This window comes from Klebsiella sp. CD33 (genome assembly GCF_051992865.1).
Taxonomy (GTDB): domain Bacteria; phylum Pseudomonadota; class Gammaproteobacteria; order Enterobacterales; family Enterobacteriaceae; genus Klebsiella; species Klebsiella pneumoniae.
Genome location: NZ_CP197023.1, coordinates 710,838 through 734,042 on the forward strand (window position 1 = coordinate 710,838; position 23,205 = coordinate 734,042).

The 23,205-nt window shown below is 55.8% G+C and carries 24 protein-coding genes, 1 tRNA gene and 1 pseudogene; 15 read left to right on the top strand and 11 right to left on the bottom strand.

The window, feature by feature from the left end; translation table 11 throughout:
* Positions 1–33: 33 nt before the first annotated feature.
* Positions 34–693, bottom strand: a complete 660-nt coding sequence (gene yghB, locus ACR809_RS03520) for a DedA family general envelope maintenance protein YghB (protein WP_002916791.1) — start codon at positions 691–693, stop codon at positions 34–36.
* Positions 694–824: 131 nt separating this feature from the next.
* On the bottom strand, positions 825–2,012 hold the full coding sequence (metC, locus tag ACR809_RS03525; RefSeq protein ID WP_023285560.1) for a cystathionine beta-lyase: 1,188 nt from the start codon (positions 2,010–2,012) through the stop codon (positions 825–827).
* 250 nt (positions 2,013–2,262) lie between these two features.
* Here metC and exbB point away from each other — a divergent pair, with 250 nt between their 5' ends.
* From exbB to ACR809_RS03560, 7 genes are all read left to right on the top strand, one after another.
* Complete coding sequence (gene exbB / locus ACR809_RS03530) at positions 2,263–2,994, top strand: tol-pal system-associated acyl-CoA thioesterase (protein WP_004174395.1); 732 nt, start codon at positions 2,263–2,265, stop codon at positions 2,992–2,994.
* A gap of 6 nt (positions 2,995–3,000) precedes the next feature.
* Complete coding sequence (exbD, locus tag ACR809_RS03535; RefSeq protein ID WP_002916785.1) at positions 3,001–3,426, top strand: TonB system transport protein ExbD; 426 nt, start codon at positions 3,001–3,003, stop codon at positions 3,424–3,426.
* 204 nt (positions 3,427–3,630) lie between these two features.
* Positions 3,631–5,049, top strand: coding sequence for a glycoside-pentoside-hexuronide (GPH):cation symporter (locus tag ACR809_RS03540; protein WP_122051056.1), 1,419 nt, complete (start codon positions 3,631–3,633; stop codon positions 5,047–5,049).
* A gap of 13 nt (positions 5,050–5,062) precedes the next feature.
* Positions 5,063–6,586 (top strand): glycoside hydrolase family 43 protein, encoded by a 1,524-nt coding sequence (locus tag ACR809_RS03545; RefSeq protein ID WP_023285558.1) that lies wholly within the window; start codon positions 5,063–5,065, stop codon positions 6,584–6,586.
* A 106-nt stretch (positions 6,587–6,692) separates the two neighbouring features.
* Positions 6,693–7,187, top strand: coding sequence for a TIGR00645 family protein (locus tag ACR809_RS03550; RefSeq protein ID WP_004105804.1), 495 nt, complete (start codon positions 6,693–6,695; stop codon positions 7,185–7,187).
* Between the two features lie 121 nt (positions 7,188–7,308).
* On the top strand, positions 7,309–8,196 hold the full coding sequence (gene yghX, locus ACR809_RS03555) for a YghX family hydrolase (RefSeq protein WP_004144560.1): 888 nt from the start codon (positions 7,309–7,311) through the stop codon (positions 8,194–8,196).
* A gap of 78 nt (positions 8,197–8,274) precedes the next feature.
* The gene (locus tag ACR809_RS03560) at positions 8,275–8,562 is read left to right on the top strand and encodes a DUF2623 domain-containing protein (RefSeq protein ID WP_002916743.1); all 288 of its coding nucleotides are present in this window, start codon (positions 8,275–8,277) and stop codon (positions 8,560–8,562) included.
* A gap of 72 nt (positions 8,563–8,634) precedes the next feature.
* On the opposite strand, the gene yghU is transcribed toward ACR809_RS03560, so the two are convergent.
* Together yghU and ACR809_RS03570 are read right to left on the bottom strand one after the other, a co-directional pair.
* Positions 8,635–9,501 carry a glutathione-dependent disulfide-bond oxidoreductase gene (yghU, locus tag ACR809_RS03565; RefSeq protein WP_002916742.1) on the bottom strand — a complete coding sequence of 289 codons (867 nt, stop codon included), beginning with the start codon at positions 9,499–9,501 and terminating at the stop codon, positions 8,635–8,637.
* A gap of 47 nt (positions 9,502–9,548) precedes the next feature.
* Positions 9,549–10,109 carry a DsbA family protein gene (locus tag ACR809_RS03570; RefSeq protein ID WP_004150918.1) on the bottom strand — a complete coding sequence of 187 codons (561 nt, stop codon included), beginning with the start codon at positions 10,107–10,109 and terminating at the stop codon, positions 9,549–9,551.
* A gap of 20 nt (positions 10,110–10,129) precedes the next feature.
* On the opposite strand from ACR809_RS03570, the gene ACR809_RS03575 reads away from it, so the two are divergent.
* The 3 genes from ACR809_RS03575 to ACR809_RS03585 all read left to right on the top strand — a co-directional run bounded on the left by ACR809_RS03575 (position 10,130) and on the right by ACR809_RS03585 (position 13,521).
* Complete coding sequence (locus ACR809_RS03575; protein WP_004217169.1) at positions 10,130–10,252, top strand: hypothetical protein; 123 nt, start codon at positions 10,130–10,132, stop codon at positions 10,250–10,252.
* A 76-nt stretch (positions 10,253–10,328) separates the two neighbouring features.
* The gene (gss, locus tag ACR809_RS03580) at positions 10,329–12,194 is read left to right on the top strand and encodes a bifunctional glutathionylspermidine amidase/synthase (RefSeq protein ID WP_002916740.1); all 1,866 of its coding nucleotides are present in this window, start codon (positions 10,329–10,331) and stop codon (positions 12,192–12,194) included.
* A gap of 145 nt (positions 12,195–12,339) precedes the next feature.
* Complete coding sequence (locus ACR809_RS03585) at positions 12,340–13,521, top strand: aminotransferase-like domain-containing protein (RefSeq protein ID WP_004149825.1); 1,182 nt, start codon at positions 12,340–12,342, stop codon at positions 13,519–13,521.
* A gap of 176 nt (positions 13,522–13,697) precedes the next feature.
* Here the strand turns inward: ACR809_RS03585 and ACR809_RS03590 are convergent, their stop codons facing one another.
* From ACR809_RS03590 to ACR809_RS03600, 3 genes are all read right to left on the bottom strand, one after another.
* On the bottom strand, positions 13,698–13,886 hold the full coding sequence (locus ACR809_RS03590) for a hypothetical protein (RefSeq protein WP_002916738.1): 189 nt from the start codon (positions 13,884–13,886) through the stop codon (positions 13,698–13,700).
* Between the two features lie 199 nt (positions 13,887–14,085).
* Positions 14,086–14,430, bottom strand: coding sequence for a hypothetical protein (locus tag ACR809_RS03595; protein ID WP_004185642.1), 345 nt, complete (start codon positions 14,428–14,430; stop codon positions 14,086–14,088).
* Between the two features lie 86 nt (positions 14,431–14,516).
* Complete coding sequence (locus tag ACR809_RS03600; protein ID WP_009308651.1) at positions 14,517–15,119, bottom strand: short chain dehydrogenase; 603 nt, start codon at positions 15,117–15,119, stop codon at positions 14,517–14,519.
* Positions 15,120–15,216: 97 nt separating this feature from the next.
* Here ACR809_RS03600 and ACR809_RS03605 point away from each other — a divergent pair, with 97 nt between their 5' ends.
* Positions 15,217–16,128, top strand: a complete 912-nt coding sequence (locus tag ACR809_RS03605; RefSeq protein WP_004188550.1) for a LysR family transcriptional regulator — start codon at positions 15,217–15,219, stop codon at positions 16,126–16,128.
* On the opposite strand, the gene ACR809_RS03610 is transcribed toward ACR809_RS03605, so the two are convergent.
* A complete protein-coding gene (locus ACR809_RS03610) occupies positions 16,129–17,277 on the bottom strand; it encodes a trans-sulfuration enzyme family protein (RefSeq protein WP_004174416.1) in 1,149 nt (382 codons plus the stop codon). It abuts the gene before it with no gap.
* Positions 17,278–17,287: 10 nt separating this feature from the next.
* Positions 17,288–18,664 (bottom strand): pyridoxal-phosphate dependent enzyme, encoded by a 1,377-nt coding sequence (locus tag ACR809_RS03615; RefSeq protein WP_004217775.1) that lies wholly within the window; start codon positions 18,662–18,664, stop codon positions 17,288–17,290.
* Between the two features lie 644 nt (positions 18,665–19,308).
* Between ACR809_RS03615 and ACR809_RS03620 the strand changes: the two genes are divergently transcribed.
* The 4 genes and pseudogenes from ACR809_RS03620 to ACR809_RS03635 form a co-directional block, all read left to right on the top strand.
* Positions 19,309–19,602 carry a type II toxin-antitoxin system TacA family antitoxin gene (locus ACR809_RS03620; RefSeq protein ID WP_004150912.1) on the top strand — a complete coding sequence of 98 codons (294 nt, stop codon included), beginning with the start codon at positions 19,309–19,311 and terminating at the stop codon, positions 19,600–19,602.
* The gene (locus tag ACR809_RS03625; RefSeq protein WP_009308645.1) at positions 19,599–20,084 is read left to right on the top strand and encodes a GNAT family N-acetyltransferase; all 486 of its coding nucleotides are present in this window, start codon (positions 19,599–19,601) and stop codon (positions 20,082–20,084) included. The genes ACR809_RS03620 and ACR809_RS03625 overlap by 4 nt, the downstream gene beginning before the upstream one ends.
* Positions 20,085–20,787: 703 nt before the next feature.
* On the top strand, positions 20,788–21,381 hold the full coding sequence (locus ACR809_RS03630; RefSeq protein ID WP_004188553.1) for a hypothetical protein: 594 nt from the start codon (positions 20,788–20,790) through the stop codon (positions 21,379–21,381).
* A 96-nt stretch (positions 21,382–21,477) separates the two neighbouring features.
* Positions 21,478–21,694, top strand: a pseudogene (locus ACR809_RS03635) (transposase); the annotation flags it as partial.
* Positions 21,695–22,190: 496 nt separating this feature from the next.
* Here the strand turns inward: ACR809_RS03635 and ACR809_RS03640 are convergent.
* Positions 22,191–22,266: transfer RNA gene (locus ACR809_RS03640), tRNA-Phe, on the bottom strand.
* A 105-nt stretch (positions 22,267–22,371) separates the two neighbouring features.
* On the bottom strand, positions 22,372–23,085 hold the full coding sequence (locus tag ACR809_RS03645; protein ID WP_002916694.1) for a DUF554 domain-containing protein: 714 nt from the start codon (positions 23,083–23,085) through the stop codon (positions 22,372–22,374).
* Between the last annotated feature and the right edge of the window lie 120 nt (positions 23,086–23,205).

Genomic DNA, 23,205 nt, shown 5'->3' on the forward strand with positions numbered 1-23,205 from the left:
CCGGGCGGGCGCAGGCCCCCCGGCAGGTAACCGTCAGGCGCTGCAATATTTCTTTTTAATGACCACGAACAGCGTGCCGAGCAGGCCAGCCAGCAGCAGGGCAATCGGCAGGATCATCAGACAGGTCATCACCTGATCTTCATGGCGCTTCACAAACGGGATCATGCTCAGCGCATAGCCAAGACCCGTCACCACACAGACCCACAGCAGGGCGCTCAGCCAGTTGAAGAACTGGAAGCGGCGGTTCGGCAGGCCAGAAATCCCGGCCATGGTTGGCAGCAGGGTGCGGACAAACGCCAGAAAACGGCCCGCGAGCAGCGCCAGCAGGCCGTGGCGGTCAAACATGCAGGTGGCGCGCTGATGGTACTTATGCGGCAGATGCGCCAGCCAGCCTTTCACCGTTTGCGTATTGCCCAGCCAGCGCCCTTGCACATAGCTCAGCCAGCAGCCGAGGCTGGCGGCGGCGGTCAGAATGGCGATAGTGGGCACAAAGTCCATGACGCCTTTAGCAATCAGCGCGCCGGCGAGCAGCAGCAGGCTGTCTCCCGGTAAAAAGGAGGCGGGCAGCAGCCCGTTTTCCAGAAACAGGGTCGCGAACATAACCAGATATACAACGCCCACAACGTGAGGGTTCGCCAATGCGGCAAAATCATGTTGCCACAGCGCGGCGACAATCTCTTGAATGACAACCATGGACTTTCCTAAGTGGTACCGTATTGTTGACTAGTGTACTCCTGAAGAGGCCCGAGCACCTTGATCCCGGGCGCAACAAAAGCGGCCGCTTTGCTAAAAAGCGTCCGCTATTGTTGCCACTGACTGTCACTTTACACGATACGCGCGAAGCCCGCTGCTAAATCCGCCTGCAGATCGTCAACATTTTCGAGACCAATGTGCAGGCGGATCAGCGTGCCGCTGAAGTCGACTTCAGCATCCGGTCGAATGTGGGCGATTTGCTCCGGCTGGTTGGCGAGAATCAGCGACTCAAAGCCGCCCCACGAATAGGCCATACTGAACAGGCTGAAATTGTCGAGATACTCCGCCAGTTCGGCATCACTGAGGCGCTTGCTGAGCACAAACGAGAATAGCCCGCTGCTGCCGGTGAAATCACGTTTCCAGAACTCATGACCTTTACTGCCGGGCAGGGCGGGGTGGTTTACCCGCGCCACCTGCGGGTGCTGCGCCAGCCACTCGGCGATGCGCAGGCTGCTTTCATGATGCTGACGCAGGCGAACGCCCAGGGTGCGCAGGCCGCGGCTGGTCATATAGGCAGTATCGGCGTCCAGCATTTGCCCCATCAGGTAGGCATTTTCACGCAGCTGCGGCCAGCAGCGCGCGTTAGCCACCGCGGTGCCCACCATGGCGTCGGAATGGCCGATCAGGTATTTGGTGCCTGCCTGAATGGAAATATCAATGCCAAAATCCAGGGCTTTAAACAGGATCCCCGCCGCCCAGGTGTTATCGATCATGATAATCGCTTCCGGGGCGACCTGACGCACGGCGGCGACTATCGCCGGCACATCGTGCACTTCCATGGTGATCGAGCCGGGCGATTCGAGGAACACCACGCGGGTCTCAGGGCGAACCAGACGGGCGATATCAGCGCCGATTAAGGGATCGAACCAGCTGGTGGTGACGCCGAGTTTGGCGAGAATTTTGGTACAAAAGTCCTGGCTTGGCTCATAGGCGGTATTGGTCATCAGCACATGGTCGCCTTGCTCGACAAACGCCAGGATAGTGTTAGCCACCGCCGCGGCGCCGCAGGGGAAGAGGGCGCAGCCGGCGCCGCCTTCCAGCTCGCACATCGCTTCCTGCAGCGAGAAATGGGTCAGGGTGCCGCGACGACCGTAGAACAGCTCGCCGTTGGCCCGATTGCGGGTGGCGTGCTTTTTGGCCTCGACGGTGTCGAAAACCAGCGATGACGCGCGCTGGATAACGCTGTTCACTGAGCCCTGGGTGTACTTTTTGCTCCGCCCGGCGTTGACCAGCGCGGTATCAAGATGTTTATCAGCCATGTTGACGAACCTGTTTTTATACGTCTGGACGTCTAAACTAACATGAATCTGCTTTTCTGTACCAGCGCACCGCCGATACAGGCGAAAATTTTACCAGGCCCGCGGTTAGCCGCTTTTTTACTGCGTAAGCGCAAGGAAAATAAACGTGATTTGCTGCACAGTGTAAATACTAATGAGAACCACTATCAATTCGATGTCGTTTTGATATTATTGTGGGCAGATTTTGTGATTATCGTCGTGGAGATAGAGCGTGGGTAATAATTTGATGCAGGCGGATCTCTCCGTTTGGGGTATGTATCATCATGCCGATATTGTCGTTAAGGTGGTGATGATTGGCCTGATTCTGGCGTCGGTCGTCACATGGGCCATTTTCTTCGGTAAAGGGGCGGAAATCCTCGCCAGCAAGCGTCGCCTCAAACGTGAACAGCAGCAGCTGGCAGAAGCCCGCTCTCTCGATCAGGCCAGCGATATCGCCAGCGCCTTTGAGGCGAAAAGCCTCACCACCCAGCTTATCAATGAAGCGCAGAACGAACTCGAACTCTCTGCCGGTGCCGAAGACAATGAAGGCATCAAGGAACGAACCGGTTTTCGCCTTGAGCGCCGCGTTGCGGCGGTCGGTCGCCATATGGGGCGCGGTAACGGCTACCTGGCGACCATCGGCGCCATTTCCCCGTTTGTGGGCCTGTTTGGTACCGTCTGGGGCATCATGAACAGCTTTATCGGCATCGCCCAGACCCAGACCACCAATCTTGCGGTGGTAGCGCCGGGCATCGCAGAAGCGCTGCTGGCGACGGCCATCGGCCTGTTCGCCGCCATCCCGGCGGTGGTCATCTATAACATCTTCGCCCGCATGATCGGCAGCTACAAGGCCTCGCTCGGCGACGTCGCCGCTCAGGTACTCCTGCTGCAAAGCCGCGATCTGGACCTCAGCGCCAGCGGCGTGAAGCCGGTGCGCAGCGCGCAGAAATTACGGGTAGGTTGATCGGCTATGGCGATGCGTCTTAATGAAAACCTGGACGATAACGGCGAAATGCATGAGATCAACGTGACGCCGTTTATCGACGTCATGCTGGTTCTGCTGATTATCTTTATGGTGGCCGCGCCGCTGGCGACGGTCGACGTGAAGGTCAATCTGCCGGCCTCCTCCAGCCAGCCGCAACCGCGACCGGAAAAACCCATCTACCTGTCGGTGAAGGCGGATAAGAGCATGTTCCTCGGCAACGACCCGGTTACCGAAGCGAATATGATTAACGCCCTGGATAGCCTGACCGCCGGCAAAAAAGATACCACCGTCTTCTTCCGCGCGGATAAAACCGTCGATTACGAGACGATGATGAAAGTGATGGATACCCTGCATCAGGCGGGCTATCTCAAGATCGGGCTGGTGGGCGAAGAGACCGTCAAAGCGAAGTAACCTCCCCCTTTCCACTTTTCTCCTCAGGCTGGCCTTGCGCCAGCTTTTTAATAGGTGGCGCAATAACTTGTAAGACCAATCTTATAGATGTGTGACAACTTTCTCAGTTAACAGAAAACATAAACCCGATGCGAAAAATGACAATAGGATAGTTTTTATCCTGCCTCTACAGTGAATACCACTTCATCTGAGAGGGATTATATTGTGAATCACGATAATAAACTGTCATTTGCGGAGAAGCTGGGATATGGCATGGGGGATGCAGCCTGCGGTATCGTTTACTCTTCGGTAACCATGTTTCTGACATGGTTTTATACGGATATTTACGGGCTTTCTGCTGCCGCAGTCGGAGTGATGTTCCTGGTGACGCGGGTTCTGGATGCGATTACCGATCCGCTAACCGGCATTGTTGCAGACCGTGTAAAGACCCGCTGGGGCCATTTTCGCCCGTGGCTTATCTGGTTTGCCGTACCTTATGCCGTGCTGGCGGTAATGACCTTCACGACTCCGGAATTTGGCGCATCGGGTAAACTGATTTATGCCTACCTGACCTACACCTTACTCATGCTGTGTTACACCTTTATCAATATTCCCTACTGCGCATTGGGCGGAGTCATTACGCGTGATGAGAAGGATCGCCTTTCAGCCCAGTCATATCGTTTTACGATCTCATCTCTGGCCGGTCTGATGGTTTCTGTCGCAACCCTGTTCCTGGTGGATTTTTTCGGTAAAGAAAATAAGCAGTTTGGTTTTCAGGCGACAATGGGAATCATGGGCGCGATCGCTATTGTAATGCTGGCTTTTTGCTTCTTCTCTACCAAAGAACGCGTGGCTCCAGCTGTTGAACAGCAGGGGAGCATACGCGAAGACCTCCGTCAGCTGCTGGCGAATGACCAGTGGCGTATTGTGGCGATAATTACTTTTTTCTCCAGTATGGCCGGGGTTATGCGCAGCGCCGCCACGCTCTATTATGCAACCTACCTGATGTTAGGCGGTGTGGAGTCAGCGGCGGGAACGGCCATGAAATCAGCATTTGTTTCCACCAGCGTCGTTGGCACGATTATCGGCAGCATCGCCGCCGGATGGCTGGCCAAGCGCTATCGCGCGGTATCGCTGTTTAAAAATATCAACCTCCTGCTGGTCCTGGTTGGCGTCGTAATGTTCTTTGTGCCGCCGACCTGGCTGCCGGTGGTGTTCCCTTTATACTTCCTGGTCGGCTTCTTCCATCAGATGTACCAGCCGTTTAAATGGAACATGATGGCCAACGCTGCCGATTATGGCGAATGGAAGTTTGGCCGTCGCATCACGGGATTATCCTATTCCGGTAATCTGTTTGCTTTGAAAATGGGCATGGCGGTTGCTGGCGCCGCCGTAGGTTTTTCGCTTGGGCTATTTGGCTATCAGGCGGGCGTAACGGCGCAGACTCCGCTGGCGACAATGGGAATTGTGGGGCTGTTAACCCTCGGTCCATCACTATCTTACCTGCTCCTGTGGTGGCTGGCGCGTTTCTATAAGCTGGATGACAAAATGATGCAGACAATTCAGCGCGAGCTGTCCATGCGTCAGCAGCAGGGGCATTCAGAGACGCATTTGCCGCTAAACGCCGTTCCGGAAAAGGCCTGAGGAGATGCGAAATATGACCCCTTCTGAATACCAAAATCCTATCTTATGCGCCGATTATTCCGACCCGGATATCGTGCGCGTAGGCGATGATTTCTTTATGGTCTCTTCCAGTTTTAACCATGTGCCCGCTTTACCGATCCTGCATTCAACGGACCTGGTTAATTGGACTATCATCAACCACGTTATGGATGAACTGCCGCTACCTGGTTATGACCGGTATCAGCCGGGTAAGGGCGTATGGGCGCCGTCGATTCGCTGGCACGATGGCAAGCTGTGGGTCTGCTTCAGCACGCCAGATGAAGGTATTTTTATCTGCCATACCGAGGATCCGTGGGGGAAATGGAGCGCTCCGCACTGCCTGCGCGAGGCCAGAGGTTGGATAGATCCCTGCCCGTTCTGGGACGACAATGGTCAGGCCTGGTTGGTACATGCCTTCGCCCATAGCCGCAGCGGCATCAAGCATAAACTGCAGTTGTTTGCGATGGCGCCGGACGCCAGCGAATTGCTGGGCGAAGGGCAGATTATCTATGACGGCTGCTGCGATTTACCTACCCTTGAGGGGCCAAAGGTTTATCAACGCGCCGGTTGGTACTACATCTTTGCTCCTGCGGGCGGGGTTGAAAATGGCTGGCAGACGGTACTGCGCGCGCGCCAGATGACGGGGCCCTGGGAAGCCAAAAACGTGCTTTTCCAGGGAAACACCTCGATAAACGGACCACATCAGGGCGGCTGGGTGGAGGGTGAGGAGGGCGAATGCTGGTTTGTTCATTTCCAGGACTTACACCTCTATGGCCGCGTGGTTCACCTCCAGCCGATGTCCTGGGGTAACGATGGCTGGCCGCGTATCGGTGAGCAGATTGGCAACTGCGGCGTCGGACAGCCGGTTTTACGTTGGCCGCGTCCTAAAGGGTTAACGCCTTCACCGGCAATGGCGCCGCAAACCAGCGACTATTTTGCGCAAGGCCAACCGGGAATACAGTGGCAGTGGCAGGCTAACCCCAGCCCTGAGTGGCTGCTGCCGGCGGAAGGCGAACTTCGATTACGCTGCGTCCCATTATCCGAAGTCGATGGACAGAGAGCGTTATACTGGGCGCCGCAGCTGTTGCTGCAGAAATTCCCGGTGCTAACTTTTAGCGCGAAAACAAGCGTAACGTTATATGCCGCTCAGGACGGTGATGCCGGAGGCCTGATCGTATACGGCGAACGCTACGCCGCTTTGCTGGTGGAGTTTGGGCAAGGGAGTTACCGGCTCGTGTGGCGACACGGTTGGATGAGCGATGCGGGCGTGGTGCGCGAAACTCGTCAGGTTCTTGCTGAGCTTAAGTGCGGCAAGTGTCAGCTGCAGGTGGCCGTAGGCGAAGGCGGCCTGTGTCAATTTTCCTGGCGAGCCGAGGAGGAGTGGCGGAAGGTTCCTCTTTGTTTTGCTGCCGGGAAGGGAAAATGGGTCGGCGCGAAATTTGGCCTGCTGGCTGCTTCAATGGTTGGCCTACAAAGCGAGGGCTACTCCGCTTTGCAGGACTTTGAGGTCATACTTTAAAGAAACCGTTTCTGGCCGCCTGCAGATGACGCGGGCGGCTGATGTTGCATAAGCGTTACCCTGTTGCGATATAATGGCGGCCGTTTATGTTAACTGACAGGATCTTATGGAACGCTTTCTGGAAAATGCTATGTACGCCTCGCGCTGGCTGCTGGCGCCGGTTTATTTTGGCCTCTCGCTCGGTCTGATTGCGCTGACCATCAAATTTTTTCAGGAGATCTTCCACATACTGCCGCATATTTTTAGCGTCAGCGAGTCGGATATGATTCTGACCCTGCTGTCGCTGGTGGATATGACCCTGGTGGGCGGTTTGCTGGTGATGGTGATGTTCTCCGGGTATGAAAATTTTGTCTCGCAGCTGGATATTAACGAGGGTAAAGAAAAACTCAGCTGGCTGGGCAAAATGGACGCGACTTCGCTGAAAAATAAGGTTGCCGCCTCCATCGTGGCGATCTCCTCTATTCACCTGCTGCGGGTGTTTATGGATGCGAAAAACGTCCCGGACAATAAGCTGATGTGGTACGTGATTATCCACCTGACCTTCGTGCTTTCGGCCTTTGTGATGGGCTACCTTGATCGTCTGACCAAAGTGAAACACTGATCCCTTCTCTCCCGGCGGTGTTAGCCGCTGGGCTGTTCCTCCCCGTTTTATGCTTTTCTGGGCTGGCGTATGTCCGGGCTTCTGCTTTGCTTAAAGAGCGCTTAACAACGGAGGCAGGGTGATGACGCGATTAACGGCCAAAGATTTCCCGCAGCAGTTGCTCGAGTATTATGACTACTATGCCCACGGCAAAATCAGTAAACGCGAGTTTCTCCAGCTGGCGGGGAAATATACTGTCGGCGGGATGACCGCGCTGGCGCTGTTTAATCTGCTGAAGCCCGACTATGCCCTGGCAGAGCAGGTACCGTTCACCGACCCGGATATCCGCCCGGAGTATATTCATTATCCCTCTCCTGACGGTCACGGCGAAGTGCGGGCTTACCTGGTGACGCCGACAAAAATAGCCGACAAAGCGCCCGCTGTGGTGGTGGTGCATGAGAACCGCGGCCTGAACCCTTATATTGAAGATGTAGCCCGGCGGGTAGCGAAAGCGGGGTACATCGCGCTGGCGCCGGATGGCCTGAGCGCCGTCGGCGGCTATCCGGGGAATGATGATGAAGGCCGCGCCCTACAGCAGAAAGTCGATCCCGTGAAGCTGATGAATGATTTTTTTGCGGCGGTCGCGTTTATGGCGAACTATCCACAGGCGACGGGGAAGGTCGGTATCACCGGTTTTTGCTACGGCGGCGGCGTCAGCAACGCGGCGGCGGTGGCGATCCCGGAGCTGGCCTGCGCGGTGCCGTTTTACGGTCGCCAGCCGCCGCTGAAGGAGGTTGATAAAATTAAAGCACCGCTGCTGCTGCACTATGCCGGCCTCGATAGCGGCATTAATGAAGGCTGGCCTGCCTATGAACAGGCGTTGAAGGAACACCATAAAGTCTACGAGGCCTATTTCTATCAGGGCGTGAATCACGGCTTTCATAATGATTCCACGCCGCGCTACGATCGGGCTGCGGCTGATCTGGCCTGGCAACGCACGCTGGCATGGTTTGAGAAGTATTTACGCTAGCGCAACCGTCATAAATAGCGCTACCGCTCGCTCAAAAAAACGCTATATAATTTATTATATAACGATTGGGAGGGCGCGATGGAAAATCATTTTGGCAAAGGCTTAATGGCGGGGCTACAGGCATCCTATGCTGACACCGCCGCGCATGCGGCGAATTTTTGCGCCGACTATAAACGCGGGTTTGTGCTCGGCTACTCGCACCGCATGTTTGAAAAAACCGGCGACCGCCAGCTCAGCGCCTGGGAAGCGGGGATCCTCACCCGTCGCTATGGCCTGGACAGGGATATGGTGATGGATTTCTTCAAAGAAGGTGGGTCGGGTATGGCGATGCGCTATTTTCTGGCGGGCTATCGGCTGGAAAGCTAAACAGGACGGCTTCGCAGGCGGAACCGTCCTGTGGTGGGAACCCTTTCCCGTCAACGGGAAAGGGTGAAGACCTTACGCCTGGCGCTTATCTTCCGTTTGGGTGTCAAAGTCGCGGGCGTCATGGCGCTCATGCAGCTGCTCATTGAGCGGGCCGTTGGTGCGGTTGACGATGCGTCCGCGCTTGACGGCCGGGCGGTTGCCGACATCCTGCGCCCAGCGCAGCACGTTTTTATAGCTCCCGGCGTCGAGGAACTCCGCCGCGTTATAGACATTGCCCAGCACTACGTTGCCATACCACGGCCAGACAGCCATATCGGCGATGGTGTACTCCTCGCCGGCCACATAGCGACCGCGGGCGAGCTGTTTGTCCAGCACGTCGAGCTGGCGTTTGGCTTCCATCGTAAAGCGGTCGATCGCGTACTCGATCTTCACTGGCGCATAGTTATAGAAGTGGCCGAAGCCGCCGCCGAGGAACGGCGCCGCGCCCTGCAGCCAGAACAGCCAGTTGAGGGTTTCGGTGCGACCGGCAGGATCTTTCGGCAGGAAGAAACCAAATTTTTCCGCCAGATAGAGAAGAATGTTGCCGGACTCAAATACCCGGGTCGGCGGCGTGGTGGAATGGTCGCTGAGGGCCGGGATCTTCGAGTTCGGGTTGATCTCGACAAAGCCGCTGGAAAACTGATCCCCTTCGCCAATGCGTATCAGCCAGGCGTCGTACTCCGCGCCGCTGACGCCCAGCGCCAGCAGCTCTTCCAGCATGATCGTCACCTTCTGGCCGTTGGGCGTGCCGAGTGAGTATAGCTGGAGCGGATGGGTTCCCACCGGCAGGACGCGTTCATGAGTCGCGCCGGAAACGGGACGGTTGATGTTGGCGAACGCGCCGCCGCTGTTTTGCTTCCATTCCCACACTTTTGGTGGCTGGTAGTTTTGCTCTGACATGCTGGTTTGCCTTTTTCGTGGATGTACAAAAAGTGTAGCAGGTGACCTCAGGCCATAATCCGCGCGGCCCACACGCTGACATCATCGCCGCTGCCCAGATCCGGCTGCACCAGGCCGTTGACCATAAAGGTCGGCGAGACATGGATGCCGTTCTGACGGGCGTATTTACTGTGCCACTTGATCACGTCCTGCAGCTCCGGGCGGGCAAAGGCGGCCCCCAGCAGCACGTGACTGTAGCGTTCAATGCGCTCAATGATTTGCTGCGGCGTGGCGTTCATATTCGGCCCGCTGCAGTGATCGGTAAACTCAAACTCTTCCCGATGGTCGGCCACGGCCTGCATCACCTTATGCGCCTGCTCTCTGCCGTGCGGCAGGGTGGACGCGGCGAGGATGCAGCGGACGATAACCCCGGAGAACAGATGCCACGGCTGCGACTGCAGGCGTATCTTGATGGTCACGTTATCGGCGCCGACCTCATCGAGCAGATCGTCGAGTTTATTAAACGCGCGGACAGAGTAGGGGCAGGTGGGCTCAAGGAACACCTCAAACGTCCGCGGGCCGTGTCCCCAGACCAGCGGTTGGGCATTCAGATGCGAGGGTGTGCTCATTGTCGACTCCTGATGTTGCGTTGTTTTTTTGTTATATCACCGATAACGATATCACTTTTGTTTCCGGCTGCAGGGTTATTTTCCTTAACGGCACGATTAGCGAAACGAATGAGTGGTATCATCGTTACACCTCTGTCTGGTAAGTGCCTGCGGCAGGATAAGAAGAGGGAGTTTTGTTTCGCCAACTGCCCGGGCTGCATTAATTTGAGGTCAGGCTAAATGAGCAAAGGATCGACAAGCAGTGACGCCCCGTTTGGGACATTGTTAGGCTATGCACCCGGTGGCGTAGCGATTTATTCATCGAATTACAGTAGCTTAAATCCGCAGGACTACCCGGATGACGCGACGTTTCGCAGCTACATCGGCAATGAGTATATGGGGCATAAATGGCAGTGCGTGGAGTTTGCGCGCCGCTTTCTGTTCCTGACCTATGGCTTTGTCTTCACCGATGTGGGGATGGCTTATGAAATCTTCTCCCTGCGTTTCCTGCGCGAAGTGGTCAATGACAATATTCTGCCGCTGCAGGCCTTCGCCAACGGCTCCCGCCGTCCGCCTATCGCTGGTTCGCTGCTGATCTGGCAGAAGGGGGGCGAGTTTAAGCACACCGGCCATGTGGCGGTGATCACCCAGCTTGTCGGCAATAAGGTGCGTATCGCCGAGCAGAACGTGATTCACTCGCCGCTGCCGCAGGGCCAGCAGTGGACCCGCGAGCTGACCCTCGAGGTCAACGACGGCCGGTACACCATCAAAGATACCTTTGCCGATACCGAAATTTTAGGCTGGATGATCCAGACCGCCGATACCGAACACAGCCTGCCGCAGCCGGTGCTGCCGGGCGAGGCGATGGCCATCAAAGGCGCGCGGCTGCCAAACAACGGCCAGTTTCGCGGTAAATGGCTGAACGAGAAAGACCCGCTGCAGAAAGCCTACGTGGCAGCCAACGGTCATTTCATCAACCAGGATCCCTATCAGTATTTCACCATCAGCGAAAGTGCCGAACAGGAGCTGATCAAAGCCACCAACGAGCTGCACCTGATGTATCTGCACGCCACCGATAAGGTGATGAAGGATGACAACCTGCTGGCGCTGTTCGATATTCCGAAAATTCTCTGGCCTCGTCTGCGCCTCTCGTGGCAGCGCCGCCGTCATCATATGATCACCGGGCGCATGGATTTTTGCATGGACGAGCGCGGGCTGAAGGTGTACGAGTACAATGCCGATTCCGCTTCCTGCCATACCGAAGGCGGGCTGATCCTCGAACAGTGGCTGAAGCAGGGCTACTACGGCACCGGCCACAATCCGGCGGAAGGTCTGCTCGATGAGCTGGCGGGGGCGTGGAAACACAGCCGGGCGCGGCCCTTCGTCCACATCATGCAGGACAAGGATCTGGAAGAGAACTACCACGCGCAGTTTATTCAGCGTTCGCTGACCCAGGCCGGTTTTGAGAGCAAAATTCTCTTTGGCCTTGATGAGCTGCGCTGGGACGCTGCCGGTCAGCTGATCGACGCCGACGGGCGGCTGGTCAACTGCGTCTGGAAAACCTGGGCATGGGAAACCGCCATTGAGCAGGTGCGCGAAGTCAGCGCCGAGGAGTACGCGGCGGTACCGATTCGTACCGGACATCCGCAGAATGAGGTGCGGCTGATTGACGTCCTGCTGCGTCCTGAAGTATTGGTATTCGAACCCCTGTGGACGGTGATCCCCGGCAACAAAGCCATTCTGCCGGTGCTGTGGTCGCTGTTCCCGCATCATCGCTATCTGCTGGATACCGATTTTGAGGTTAACGACGAGCTGGCGAAAACCGGCTATGCGGTGAAGCCTATTTCCGGGCGCTGCGGTAACAATATCGACCTGATCGGCCCTCAGGATGAACTTCTGGATAAGACCAGCGGCCAGTTTGTCGATCGCAAGAATATCTACCAGCAGCTGTGGTGCCTGCCGAAAGTGGACGGTAAGTACATTCAGGTGTGCACATTTACCGTCGGCGGTAACTACGGCGGTACCTGCCTGCGCGGCGATTCGTCGCTGGTGGTGAAAAAAGAGAGCGATATCGAGCCGTTAATCGTTTTGAAAGACAAAGCATGACGTACGAAACCCGGGTAGCGGCATACCCCTGTCCGGGTGACAACGTACTGAAAAGGATAGCCCCGGCATGGTAAGCGCCGCCGGGGAGCACCTGCAACAAAGCCAAGATAATTAACACAACAACAAGACAGAAAAGGAAAATAGTATGCACGATCGGCGTCTCGCCGCCCGCGCGGGTGAACTCAAGCCCTCCGCCGTCCGCGAACTTCTCAAGCACAGTAAACTGCCCGGCGTGATTTCGCTTGGCGGCGGCATTCCGGCCCCGGAACTGTTTGATACCGAAGGCCTGGAGCTGGCGGTGCAGAAGGTGATGAGCGAGCGTTTTAATGACGCATTCCAGTACGGTCTGACGGAAGGCTACCCGCCGCTGCGCCAGGCGGTGAGTGAAATTTGCCACTCCCGTGGCGTCGCCTGTTCAGCCGCCCAGGTCTATATCACCTCCGGCTCCCAGCAATCGCTGGATATCGTTGCCCGTACGCTGCTTGATCCGGGCGATACTATCGTCGTTGAGCGTCCCACCTATCTGGCGGCGCTGCAGGTATTTCAGCTGGCGCAGGCCAATATTCTCAGCGTTGACACCGACGATGACGGGATGCTGGTCGAGCAGCTGGCCGACCTGCTGGAGACCACCCGCGTCAAAGCTGTTTACCTGGTGCCGACGTTCGGCAATCCCGGCGGCAAAACGCTGAGCGAGGCGCGTCGTCGCCGGCTGGTTGAGCTGGCGAAAAAATATGATTTCGTCATTCTGGAAGACGATCCCTACGGCGAAATTAGCTTTACAGACGCCGTTAGACGCCCGCTCTATCAGCATGCTGTCGAGCTGGGCTGTGAAGATCAGGTGGTTTACACCTCGACTTTTTCGAAAATCCTCGCGCCAGGGATGCGTATCGGCTGGATCGTCATGCCGGACTGGCTGGCGCAGCAGACGGTGATTGTGAAGCAGGCGGCGGATCTGCATACCAATATGCTGTCGCAGGTGATCACTGCGGAATACCTCAGTCTGAACCGGCTGGATAACCAGATTGCGTTGATTCGCGAAGACTACCGCAAGAAGTGCGTGGCGCTGGCCGATGCGCTGGAAAGCCGCCTTGGCGAGCACCTGGAATTCAGCCGCCCGCAGGGGGGGATGTTCCTGTGGGCGCGTTTCCGCTATCCGTTCGATACCATGGAATGGATGAAGAAAACGCTGGAAAACGGCGTGGTGTACGTCCCGGGTGAAGCGTTCTATCACGATAAGCCGGATACCCGTACCCTGCGTCTTTCTTACTCCACGGTGTCAGAAGCCGGATTGCTGACGGCCGTTGAGCGGCTGGCGGCCTCCCTGTAACGTCTCTGCTGTGCGCCGCTTTTCGGCGGCGCGCAGCCCTGCGTGACGTTAACGTCCAGCGCAGGGTCAATCCGTTTCGGCGATCCGGTCATCGAGCCAGACCAGCATCAGCGCTGCGAGAAAAGCCAGCGCAAAGGTTCCAATAAACAACCACATAGACGTCCCTCGCGGGTTAATTATTTTGCTGATTCTACCGGAGAGCGATCGTTGCGGTCGGCGATGGAGATTTTAGTTCCGGCGGAATGGCTGGCGAGAGAGAAAAAGTCATCGGCATCAATATCGAAGTTAAGAATAATTTCCCTGTATTTTCCACCGTTAATTAACGCTTTGGCTTCTTTAACACTACTGGCAATAATGACAGGCATCAGTTTTATCTCATTTTGAAAACTGTGAAGCAAAATAAGAGTTAGTTCGTACCAGATCAACTACTTTTTATCGTATTCCGCCGCAGAAAAAACGTCGTACTGTGACGCGACGACGACCGGATATTTTGTGACAGCGATCCGGTCATCAACAGCACAATCTTATTCGACGCTGGCGATATGCTGCAATTTTGCCAACTCGTCAGGATGATTTCCCCTGTTGTTTTTCGCGCAATATCTCGCCGCAGCGCTGCTTGTCCTGACGCAGCGCCTGCTGTTCCTGCGGGCTGAGCTGGCGCCAGGTATCCAGCATCCGCTGCCCCAGCGCCGGAAGGTAATGGGTTTTATGCAGCGCGTAGTCAGAATTTCCCCCCTCGACGATATTCTGCATATCGTGGAGGAACTGGCGGCTGTCGTCATGATCGATTATGCAAAATACCGCCCGGTAGTAAGCTTCATCTTCCTCGGTGTAATGCGGGGTGAACCACCAGACCAGCAGCGCGATAAGCGCCAGCAGCGGGATAATTAAGGATAATTTTTTCAACATCAGTTTTTCGGCCGGAGACAATCAGCCGTCAGTGTACCTGCAACGACGGCCTGATGTAAGCGCCGGCCCCGGCGAGCCGGCACAGGCTAGTAGCCGACCGGGTAGATGCGGCCGGTCTGAACGCCTTCAATGCTGCGGCGATAGGCCTGCGCCACGGCGGCGGCGGGAACGCTGGGGAAGCCCGGGAAAAAGTCGCCGTAGGCTGCCAGCGACTCGCTGAGTACGGTGGGGCTGATGAGATTGATGCGGATCCCGCGCGGCAGCTCGCAGGCGGCGGCGCGGACAAAGCCTTCCAGACCGGCGTTGACCGTCGTGGCATTGACCCCCTGAGCAATGGGTTCCTGCGCGACGATACCGCTGACCAGGGTAATCGACCCCCCGTCGCGCAGAAAATGCTGGCCGACCAGCGCCAGGCGAATTTGCCCCAGCAGCTTGTCCTGCAGACCGAGGTTGAACTGACTGTCGGTCATGGTGCTTAACGGCCCAAAGTGCAGATTGCCGGTGGTGGAGACGATGGCATCTACGTCGCCCGTTTGGGCAAATAGCGCCTCGACGCTCTCCTGCGAGGTGATATCCACCTGATAATCTCCCCGGGTGCGGCCGACGCGGATAACGTCATGTCTCTGACTCAGTTCTTCGCTGACCGCGCGACCGATGGTGCCGCTGGCACCGATAACGATAATTTTCATGGCAGACTCCTGATGAGGTGAGAGGCTATTTTTTAATAAAAGTAATCTCGGATAAACTGGCTAAAAGTTAGAACATTACTAACCAGAGGTTAGCAATATGGACAAATTACGAGGGATGGAGACGTTTATTGCCGTGGTGGAGTGCGGCAGCTTTACCGGGGCGGCGTCGCGCCTGGGGCTGTCGGCGGTGATGGTTGGGAAATATATCGCCCAGCTGGAAAGCCAGCTGGCGACGCGTCTGCTGGAGCGTAACACCCGACGCCAGAGCCTCACCGACGCCGGGCGAGTCTATTTTGACGAAGCGAAACGGGTGATGGAGCAGGTCTCCATCGCCGAAAGCGCGGTCGAGCGGCTGCGGCTGGCGCCGGCCGGCACCCTGCGGGTGAGCGCTCCCACCTCGTTCGGCGCCAGCGTGATCGCGCCCCTGACCGCCACCTTCCTGCAGGTCTGGCCTGCGGTCCGGGTGGAACTGGATCTGACTAACCGGATGGTCGATCTGGTGGATGAGGGGTTCGATCTGGCGATCCGTATCGGCGAGATCCATCAGGAGGATCTGGTGGCTCGCTACCTGGCGCCGTATCGGATGGTGATCTGCGCCGCGCCGGCTTATCTGGCGCGTTACGGGACCCCCGGGACGCCAGAGGATCTCGCCGATCATCTCTGCCTGTCCCATACGGTCTGGACCGCCCGCAACGAGTGGCGGCTGCCGGGCGTAGAGGGAGAAGTGCGCTGGAAACGCGATGCGGTTTTGCGCTGCAACGATGGCTACGCGCTGCGCCAGGCGGCGATCGCCGGGGCCGGGCTGCTGATGCAGCCGGAGGTACTGCTGGCCGATGCGCTGGCCAGCGGCAGCCTGGTGCGCGTGCTGGAGGCGTGGACTCCGCAGCCGCGGCCTGTGCATCTGCTCTGGCGCCAGGATCGTCGGCCCCTGCCGAAGCTGACGCAGTTTATCGCCCACCTTCAGCAGGGAATGGCCGACGCGCTGACAACGACCCGCGCGTCGGAATAATCACTCCGCCCGCAGCGCCTGCTGCCAGTCGGCAATCAGATCGTTGGGATCTTCGATCCCCACCGACAGGCGGATCAGCTGCGGTGTGATACCGTTCGCCAGGCGTTTCTCCAGCGGGATCGAGGCATGGGTCATGCTGAAGGGCTGGCTCACCAGACTCTCCACGCCGCCCAGGCTCTCCGCAAGCGTAAACCAGCGCAGCTTGCTGATGATGCGCTCGGCGTAACCTTCATCGCCCTTCACCACCACCGAAATCATGCCGCCGGGCAGGGCCATTTGCTGGCGCGCCAGCTGATGATGCGGGTGCGAAGCCAGCCAGGGAAACCAGACTCGCTCCACTTCCGGCTGCTGTTCCAGCCATTCGGCGAGCTGCAGCGCGTTCGCGCTGTGGCGCTCCATCCGCAGCGCCAGGGTACGGATGCCGCGCAGCGTCAGGAAGCTGCTGAACGGGTCAAGCACGCCGCCTACCGCATTCTGCAGATAGCCAAGCTTTTCCGCGAGCTCGGAGTTATCGCCAACCACCGCCAGGCCGGCGACGACATCGGAATGGCCGTTGAGGTACTTGGTCGCGGAGTGCACCACAATATCAAACCCATGCTCCAGCGGGCGATGGATCGCCGGCGAAGCGAAGGTGTTATCGGCGACGCTGATCAGGTTATGGCGGCGCGCGATGGCGGCGATGGCGCTGAGATCCGCGAGCTTCAGCAGCGGGTTGGTGGGCGTTTCCACCCAGATCATGCGTGTATCGGGGCGGATCGCCGCTTCAATTCCCGCCAGGTCGTCGGGTTTCACCCAGCTCACCTGCAGACCAGCGCTACGGCGGCGAACGTTTTCCAGCAGGCGGTAAGTGCCGCCATACACATCATCGACCGCCACCAGATGACTGTCCTTATCCAGCAGCTCCAGCACGGTGGAGATGGCGGCCAGCCCGGAGGCGAACGCGTAGCCGCGCGTGCCGTTTTCCAGGTCGGCGATCGCCGTCTCCAGCGCGTGACGGGTGGGATTCCCGCTGCGGGAATATTCATAACCGGTATGCTGCCCCGGCGCTGGCTGAGCAAAAGTGGAGGTGGCATAAATCGGCGGCATCACTGCGCCATGGCTGTCGGTGAAGGTTCCGCTATGTACACTCAGGGTGTGGATAGATGACATAAAAAATTCCTTATTGTGCGACTCGGTTACGCCAGGCGGTCAATACATCGCTGCGGGTGACCAGGCCAAGAAAACGCGTGTTGTCAGCGATCACCGCCACCAGACCGCGATCGAGAATGGCCTGCAGTTCACTCTCTGGCGCACGCTTATCGAGAGTTTCGACATGGCGGCTCATCGCTTCGCTGACCGGCAGGGAGAAGCGTTGGCGATCGCCCTGTACGTGGCGGATCAAATCCCACTCATCGACGATGCCGACCACGCGGCCATCCTCCAGAACCGGCAGCTGGGAGATGTCATACAGCCGCATGCGGGTAAAGACCGCGGCCAGGGTGTCGTCCGGCGCGGCCGTGACGGTAGCGCCTTCGTCATGGCGCAGGGCGATAAAATCACTGAGATCGCCCTGTTCGGGGCGGGCGATCAGTCCTTGCTGGCGCATCCAGTCGTCGTTGAACATTTTGGACAGGTATTTATTGCCGCTGTCGCAGGCGAAGGTTACTACCCGTTTCGGACGGCTTTGTGCCCGGCAGTAGCGCAGCGCGGCGCTGAGCAGGGTGCCGGTGGAAGAGCCGGCCAGCACGCCCTCAACCTGCAGCAGCTGGCGCGCGGTGTGGAACGCTTCGCGGTCGCTGACGCGATACGCGGTATGTACCCCCTCCAGCCTGGCCAGCGGCGGGATAAAATCTTCGCCGATCCCTTCGACCAGCCAGGATCCCGTTTCGCCGTAGCGTCCGGTATCGACCTGATCGGCAAGGATCGAACCCGCCGGATCGGCGAGAATAAATTCCGTTTTCGGCGAGTGCTCAGCAAACCAGGCCTGAAGCCCACCCAGCGTGCCGCCGGAGCCGACGCCGACGACGATGGCGTCGATGTCGCCCTCCAGCTGCTGATAAAGCTCCGGCGCAGTGGAGGTGGCATGGGCCAGCGGATTGGCGTCGTTATTAAACTGGTCGATATAAAAGGCGCCCGGCGTTTCATCGGCAAGGCGGCGGGCATAATCCTGGTAGTAGGCCGGGTGGCCTTTATTGACGTCGGAGCGGGTGAGCAGCACCGTCGCGCCCAGCGCCCGCAGGTGAAAGATTTTCTCGCGGCTCATTTTGTCCGGCACCACCAGGATCAGGCGGTAATTTTTCTGCGCCGCAATCAGCGCCAGACCGAGGCCGGTATTGCCGGCGGTGGCTTCGATAATCGTTCCCCCGGGCGCCAGTTTACCCTGGCGCTCGGCTTCATTAATCATCGACAGCGCAACCCGATCTTTAATTGACCCGCCGGGGTTCTGATTTTCCAGTTTTAAAAACAGACTGCAGGGCCCGGTATCCAGTTTGTGCAACTGGAGCAGGGGAGTATGACCGATCAGGTCGCTCACGGAATGAAACAGTGACATAACCATTTACCCACTCGTTTAAGATATTTTTGCATACTAGAACTGTGAAAACGGTTATTTAAAGAATATTTCTCTGTCATTTAGCGCAAAATGGAATATAAGATGCTATTTGGCCATCTGGAGGGAAAGCAGGGCAGCCACCTGGGCGGATCGATTTCCAGAACAGGGCGTTTTTAGCCGCTTTTAGCGGGAAAATGGCGATTTTAATCAGTGTGTTATCTGATATCTGAAAATGTGTTTGCGAAAAGTTTCTATGGAGAATAGGCCTGCGCTTGTCGTTAACTAGCAGCGGGCTGGCCAGGAGAAAAACGCAGCAGGGAAATCACGTGTTAACGCAGTTCGATGGAGAGTCCGGATGCAGAAAAGCAAAAACCCGCCTTGTGGGCGGGTTCTTTAAATAGTGGTGCCCGGACTCGGGAACATTCAGTACTCTATTAACTTGAAATTTATCATAAATCTGTTTTTGGTTGATTATCAAAACTCAGAGTTAGACCCATAATTTTACTTTCAAATCAAAATACTAGATTTGAATATTTAAAGGCATGTCCGGTTCGATACTCCGATTCGATTCCTTATAAATTTATCGTAATGACATCTGCGTTACGCGTGTTGTATACTTAATATCCACAGAAACACAAGAGGACAAGACGATGCCAGCCGCAAACAGCATGTCCATAAAACGCGAAACGTTAAATCTGCGCATTAAACCTGCCGAACGCGATCTTATTGATCGGGCGGCGAAAGCCAGAGGGAAAAACCGCACAGACTTTGTGCTGGAGGCCGCCCGCGCTGCCGCTGAGGAAGCGCTGATTGAGCAACGCATCATTATGGCCGATCCGCAGGCTTATCAGGAATTTCTCGCTCGTCTGGATCAGGCTCCTGCACCTAATGCCGCACTGCGTAAAACTATGCAGACCCCTGCGCCGTGGGAACAGGAAGAATGATCTCGGCACCAGAACCGCTTCATGCCGGGCATATTCTTACCCCGTTTTGCTGCGGTATAGATTCCATGGATCACTGGCTGAAACAGCGGGCGATGAAAAATCAGGTTACTGGCGCATCCCGCACCTTTGTCTGCTGCGACGACGCGAAGGTGATGGCTTACTACTCACTGGCTTCCAGCGCTGTGACGACAAATACTGCGCCGGGTCGTTTTCGCCGCAATATGCCTGACCCGATCCCGGTTGTGGTACTGGGTCGTCTGGCGGTGGATAAATCACTACATGGGAAAGGTGTCGGGCGGGCCCTGGTACGTGATGCCGGGCTGCGTGTGATTCAGGTGGCGGAGACTATCGGCATTCGCGGGATGCTGGTTCACGCCCTGTCGGATGAAGCACGGGATTTTTACCTGCGGGTGGGGTTTGAGCCGTCGCCGATGGATCCGATGATGTTGATGGTGACGTTGAGGGATTTAGTTAATGCCTGATGGGTATTATTTATAATTACAAGAGAATCTGAAGTGTTTGTTAAACCCGTAGCGATTCAGTCCCACATGTATCGTCGGTCAGATTATCAACCTGGGACCACGGTCCCATCTGCTCATTTTAGTACTATTTAGTCTGTGACTATGGTCCCAACTGACGGTCAGAAGGCTTCCAACTGTATGTCAAATTTATGCATAACAGTCTGAACCAAGTAATGCAGATTTGTCGTACCGTGACTGGCTATCAAGCTCTTTGAACGCGAATAGACGTGGATGCAGATCTAAGTAATAAGCTCCCCGCTGTAGCTGGGAAAATCCGACAAAGGATGTTCTATATGGACTCACAGGATGTATGGTATATCGTCCGATGTTACGGCGTCGTCAAGCGGTCCTTTACCGCTCCAGGTCACCAATTAGCATATGGAAGCTTAAAGGTCGCCGATGGCGAACTAGATAAGGTTGCCTGCAAAATTCACCGCACAGGTGAAAACAGCCCAGTTAGTCACGACAAGCCATAAAATTAAAATGAATTGACGACGCCGTGCAAATCACATTTTATCGCCGCTATGAACGCTGTGTTCCGGAAACGGCAAAACGGGGAGGGGATGAATAAACCTGCATGTTCTAAGTAATAATTTGTTGCTATGTTGAACGCGAAGGATGATAATTGCTAACAGGAAGCTAATTTTACTAAAGGGAAATTTAGATGCCTTCAATTCTCGCAAGGTTGTCAGTTTGTATTATTCTGTCATTGTTTATGGTTTCTTGTTCGGGAAGTTTTGATAAAACTATTGATTATCAAGACGCTAAACAGATGCCCGGCTATGGGTATATAGTCATGGATTTCAGACTGGCAAATGAAATGGCGTATGGCAATGGCTATATTCCAGGAAAAACAAACTATACAATTTCTTATAAAAATAAAGGTGATATTTTTTTTGTTGATATTCAGCATGCTGATTTTCGTAATAGAATATTAAAGGCATACATACCATATATGAAAGGCTATACCTTAATAGGTATAGGGAGAAGTTATTGGTATCCTTTTTTTAGATGTGATAAATGTGACAATGAGCCACAGTTAAAATTTTTATATATAAACATTGTAAAATCTGTGGATGAAGCATGGTGTAGTGAAACAACTTATAAAAATTTACGATCATTTAATGCAATGGACGGTTGCTCCCAAATGGTAGGTGTAGAAGAATCTAGAAAAGTTACAGGAGATGTTCTTATCACCCCAGAATTAAAATCTGATTTCCAGGGGATGTTCACCCCTTATCTGAAGCCAGGACGTTAATCACGAGGCTCTTAAGTTGATCTCCTCCCAGAAAAGAGTGACAGGATAAACTGAAGTCTACGGTTTTTCTTCCATCTCACAGAGAGGCATATCGCCATGAAAAAGACCCGTTATACCGAAGAACAGATTGCATTTGCACTGAAGCAGGCCGAAACCGGCATCTGTGTCGGGGAAGTCTGCCGAAAGATGGGCATTTCTGAAGCCATTTTTATAATTAGAAGAGAAATTCGCTGCTCTGGGCGTAACTGAAATTGAATTGCGTCGTCTGCGGCAACTGGAGGATGAAAATCAGCGGCTGAAAAAGCTTGTGGCTATAAGACCTACCGGGGCGGAGTCAGCTCACCCTCAGTTGTACCCTCGCAATGGACATGATGCGGGTTGAAGTTGATTGAGTTGGGTGGAGTTAAGGGATTGAAGAAATGTTGATTTCTGCGGGCTTGGAATGCAAAAACGGACCTCCGTGGAGGTCCGTTGCTATGAATTTGGTGCCCGGATTGGGACTAACGCCGCAGGCGTTGAACAGCGCGCGTGTCGCGCTGGCCCCAAAGGGGTGAGCCGCTGTGCGGCGAATAATCGAACGCAGTTCGATGGAGAGTCCGGCTACAGAAAAGCAAAAACCCGCCTTTTGGGCGGGTTCTTTAAATAGTGGTGCCCGGACTCGGACTAACGCCGCAGGCGTTGAACAGCGCGCGTGTCGCGCTGGCCCCGAAGGGGTGAGCCGCTGTGCGGCGAATAATCGAACGCAGTTCGATGGAGAGTCCGGCTACAGAAAAGCAAAAACCCGCCTTTTGGGCGGGTTCTTTAAATAGTGGTGCCCGGACTCGGAATCGAACCAAGGACACGGGGATTTTCAATCCCCTGCTCTACCGACTGAGCTATCCGGGCAACGGGGCGCATTAAACCGTAATCGCCGCGCCTCGTCAACGAAATTTATCTGTTTTGCAGCAGACTGAACAATCTATCACCACATTGCGCTAAAAGCACGCGTTTTCAGGCAAAAAACAGCGTCCAGGCCGCGGAAATCGGCATCGCCAGCACCAGCGCAGGCAGCATATTCACTACGGCAAACATTTTTATCCCGCAGATGCGCAGCCCGGTGGCCACCAGCAGCATGCCGCCGACGGCGCTGAAATCCGCCAGCATCATCGGCGTGGTAAGCGGCATAATGATCGCCGCGCAGGCTGCAAGAGTCAGCTGGATAAGCAGCATCGGTACGCTGATGGCGGCGACGGCAATGCCCAGGGTGCAGGCGAAGATGGTGGCGGTGAAAAAGTCGAGAAACGCTTTGGCAATCAGAATGCTGGCGTCGCCGGTCATCCCTTCGCGCATGGCGCCGAAGACGCCGGTGCCGCTGGCGCAGAACAGGACGATAATCGCCACATAGCTCTGAATATAAGACTCATGAGCCGAAGCCTTTTTCTTGCCTTTCGCTGACATCAACTGCTGGAGTTTACTGACCAGCGTATTGATGCCTTTTTCCATATTGCATATTTCGCCGAGCAGCGTCCCCACCAGGGTCGACAGCACCATCACCGGCAGATTGGCGCACTTAATGACCAGTAAAATGCCGATGCCCAATGACGCCAGGCCAAAAATAGAGGTCATTGCGGTGCGGATCCGTTCCGGCAACCGTTGGCTGAGTAAGGCGCCCAGCACACCGCCGACCAGCACCGCGCTGGCGTTAATAAAAGGTCCTGTAACCACGCTGACTCCTGTTAAAAATCCCTGATAACCGCATTATTATGGCGTTAACTTACCGGGAAAGCTTGTGTATCCGTGATATAAGTGCATACGGTTTTCATCTTGCGCCTGTTCGGGAAAGGT

Excerpts from the sequence above, each read along its gene's own strand:
- yghU (WP_002916742.1), bottom strand. The coding sequence starts at position 9,501 with ATGTCAGAGCAAAACTACCAGCCACCAAAAGTGTGGGAATGGAAGCAA.
- ACR809_RS03610 (WP_004174416.1), bottom strand. The coding sequence starts at position 17,277 with ATGTCATCTATCCACACCCTGAGTGTACATAGCGGAACCTTCACCGAC.
- ACR809_RS03605 (WP_004188550.1), top strand. The coding sequence starts at position 15,217 with ATGGACAAATTACGAGGGATGGAGACGTTTATTGCCGTGGTGGAGTGC.
- ACR809_RS03585 (WP_004149825.1), top strand. The coding sequence starts at position 12,340 with ATGCACGATCGGCGTCTCGCCGCCCGCGCGGGTGAACTCAAGCCCTCC.
- ACR809_RS03630 (WP_004188553.1), top strand. The coding sequence starts at position 20,788 with ATGCCTTCAATTCTCGCAAGGTTGTCAGTTTGTATTATTCTGTCATTG.
- ACR809_RS03620 (WP_004150912.1), top strand. The coding sequence starts at position 19,309 with ATGCCAGCCGCAAACAGCATGTCCATAAAACGCGAAACGTTAAATCTG.
- ACR809_RS03625 (WP_009308645.1), top strand. The coding sequence starts at position 19,599 with ATGATCTCGGCACCAGAACCGCTTCATGCCGGGCATATTCTTACCCCG.
- ACR809_RS03595 (WP_004185642.1), bottom strand. The coding sequence starts at position 14,430 with ATGTTGAAAAAATTATCCTTAATTATCCCGCTGCTGGCGCTTATCGCG.
- ACR809_RS03550 (WP_004105804.1), top strand. The coding sequence starts at position 6,693 with ATGGAACGCTTTCTGGAAAATGCTATGTACGCCTCGCGCTGGCTGCTG.
- ACR809_RS03590 (WP_002916738.1), bottom strand. The coding sequence starts at position 13,886 with ATGCCTGTCATTATTGCCAGTAGTGTTAAAGAAGCCAAAGCGTTAATT.
- metC (WP_023285560.1), bottom strand. The coding sequence starts at position 2,012 with ATGGCTGATAAACATCTTGATACCGCGCTGGTCAACGCCGGGCGGAGC.
- ACR809_RS03615 (WP_004217775.1), bottom strand. The coding sequence starts at position 18,664 with ATGGTTATGTCACTGTTTCATTCCGTGAGCGACCTGATCGGTCATACT.
- ACR809_RS03600 (WP_009308651.1), bottom strand. The coding sequence starts at position 15,119 with ATGAAAATTATCGTTATCGGTGCCAGCGGCACCATCGGTCGCGCGGTC.
- yghB (WP_002916791.1), bottom strand. The coding sequence starts at position 693 with ATGGTTGTCATTCAAGAGATTGTCGCCGCGCTGTGGCAACATGATTTT.
- ACR809_RS03560 (WP_002916743.1), top strand. The coding sequence starts at position 8,275 with ATGGAAAATCATTTTGGCAAAGGCTTAATGGCGGGGCTACAGGCATCC.
- yghX (WP_004144560.1), top strand. The coding sequence starts at position 7,309 with ATGACGCGATTAACGGCCAAAGATTTCCCGCAGCAGTTGCTCGAGTAT.
- exbD (WP_002916785.1), top strand. The coding sequence starts at position 3,001 with ATGGCGATGCGTCTTAATGAAAACCTGGACGATAACGGCGAAATGCAT.
- ACR809_RS03545 (WP_023285558.1), top strand. The coding sequence starts at position 5,063 with ATGACCCCTTCTGAATACCAAAATCCTATCTTATGCGCCGATTATTCC.
- ACR809_RS03570 (WP_004150918.1), bottom strand. The coding sequence starts at position 10,109 with ATGAGCACACCCTCGCATCTGAATGCCCAACCGCTGGTCTGGGGACAC.
- gss (WP_002916740.1), top strand. The coding sequence starts at position 10,329 with ATGAGCAAAGGATCGACAAGCAGTGACGCCCCGTTTGGGACATTGTTA.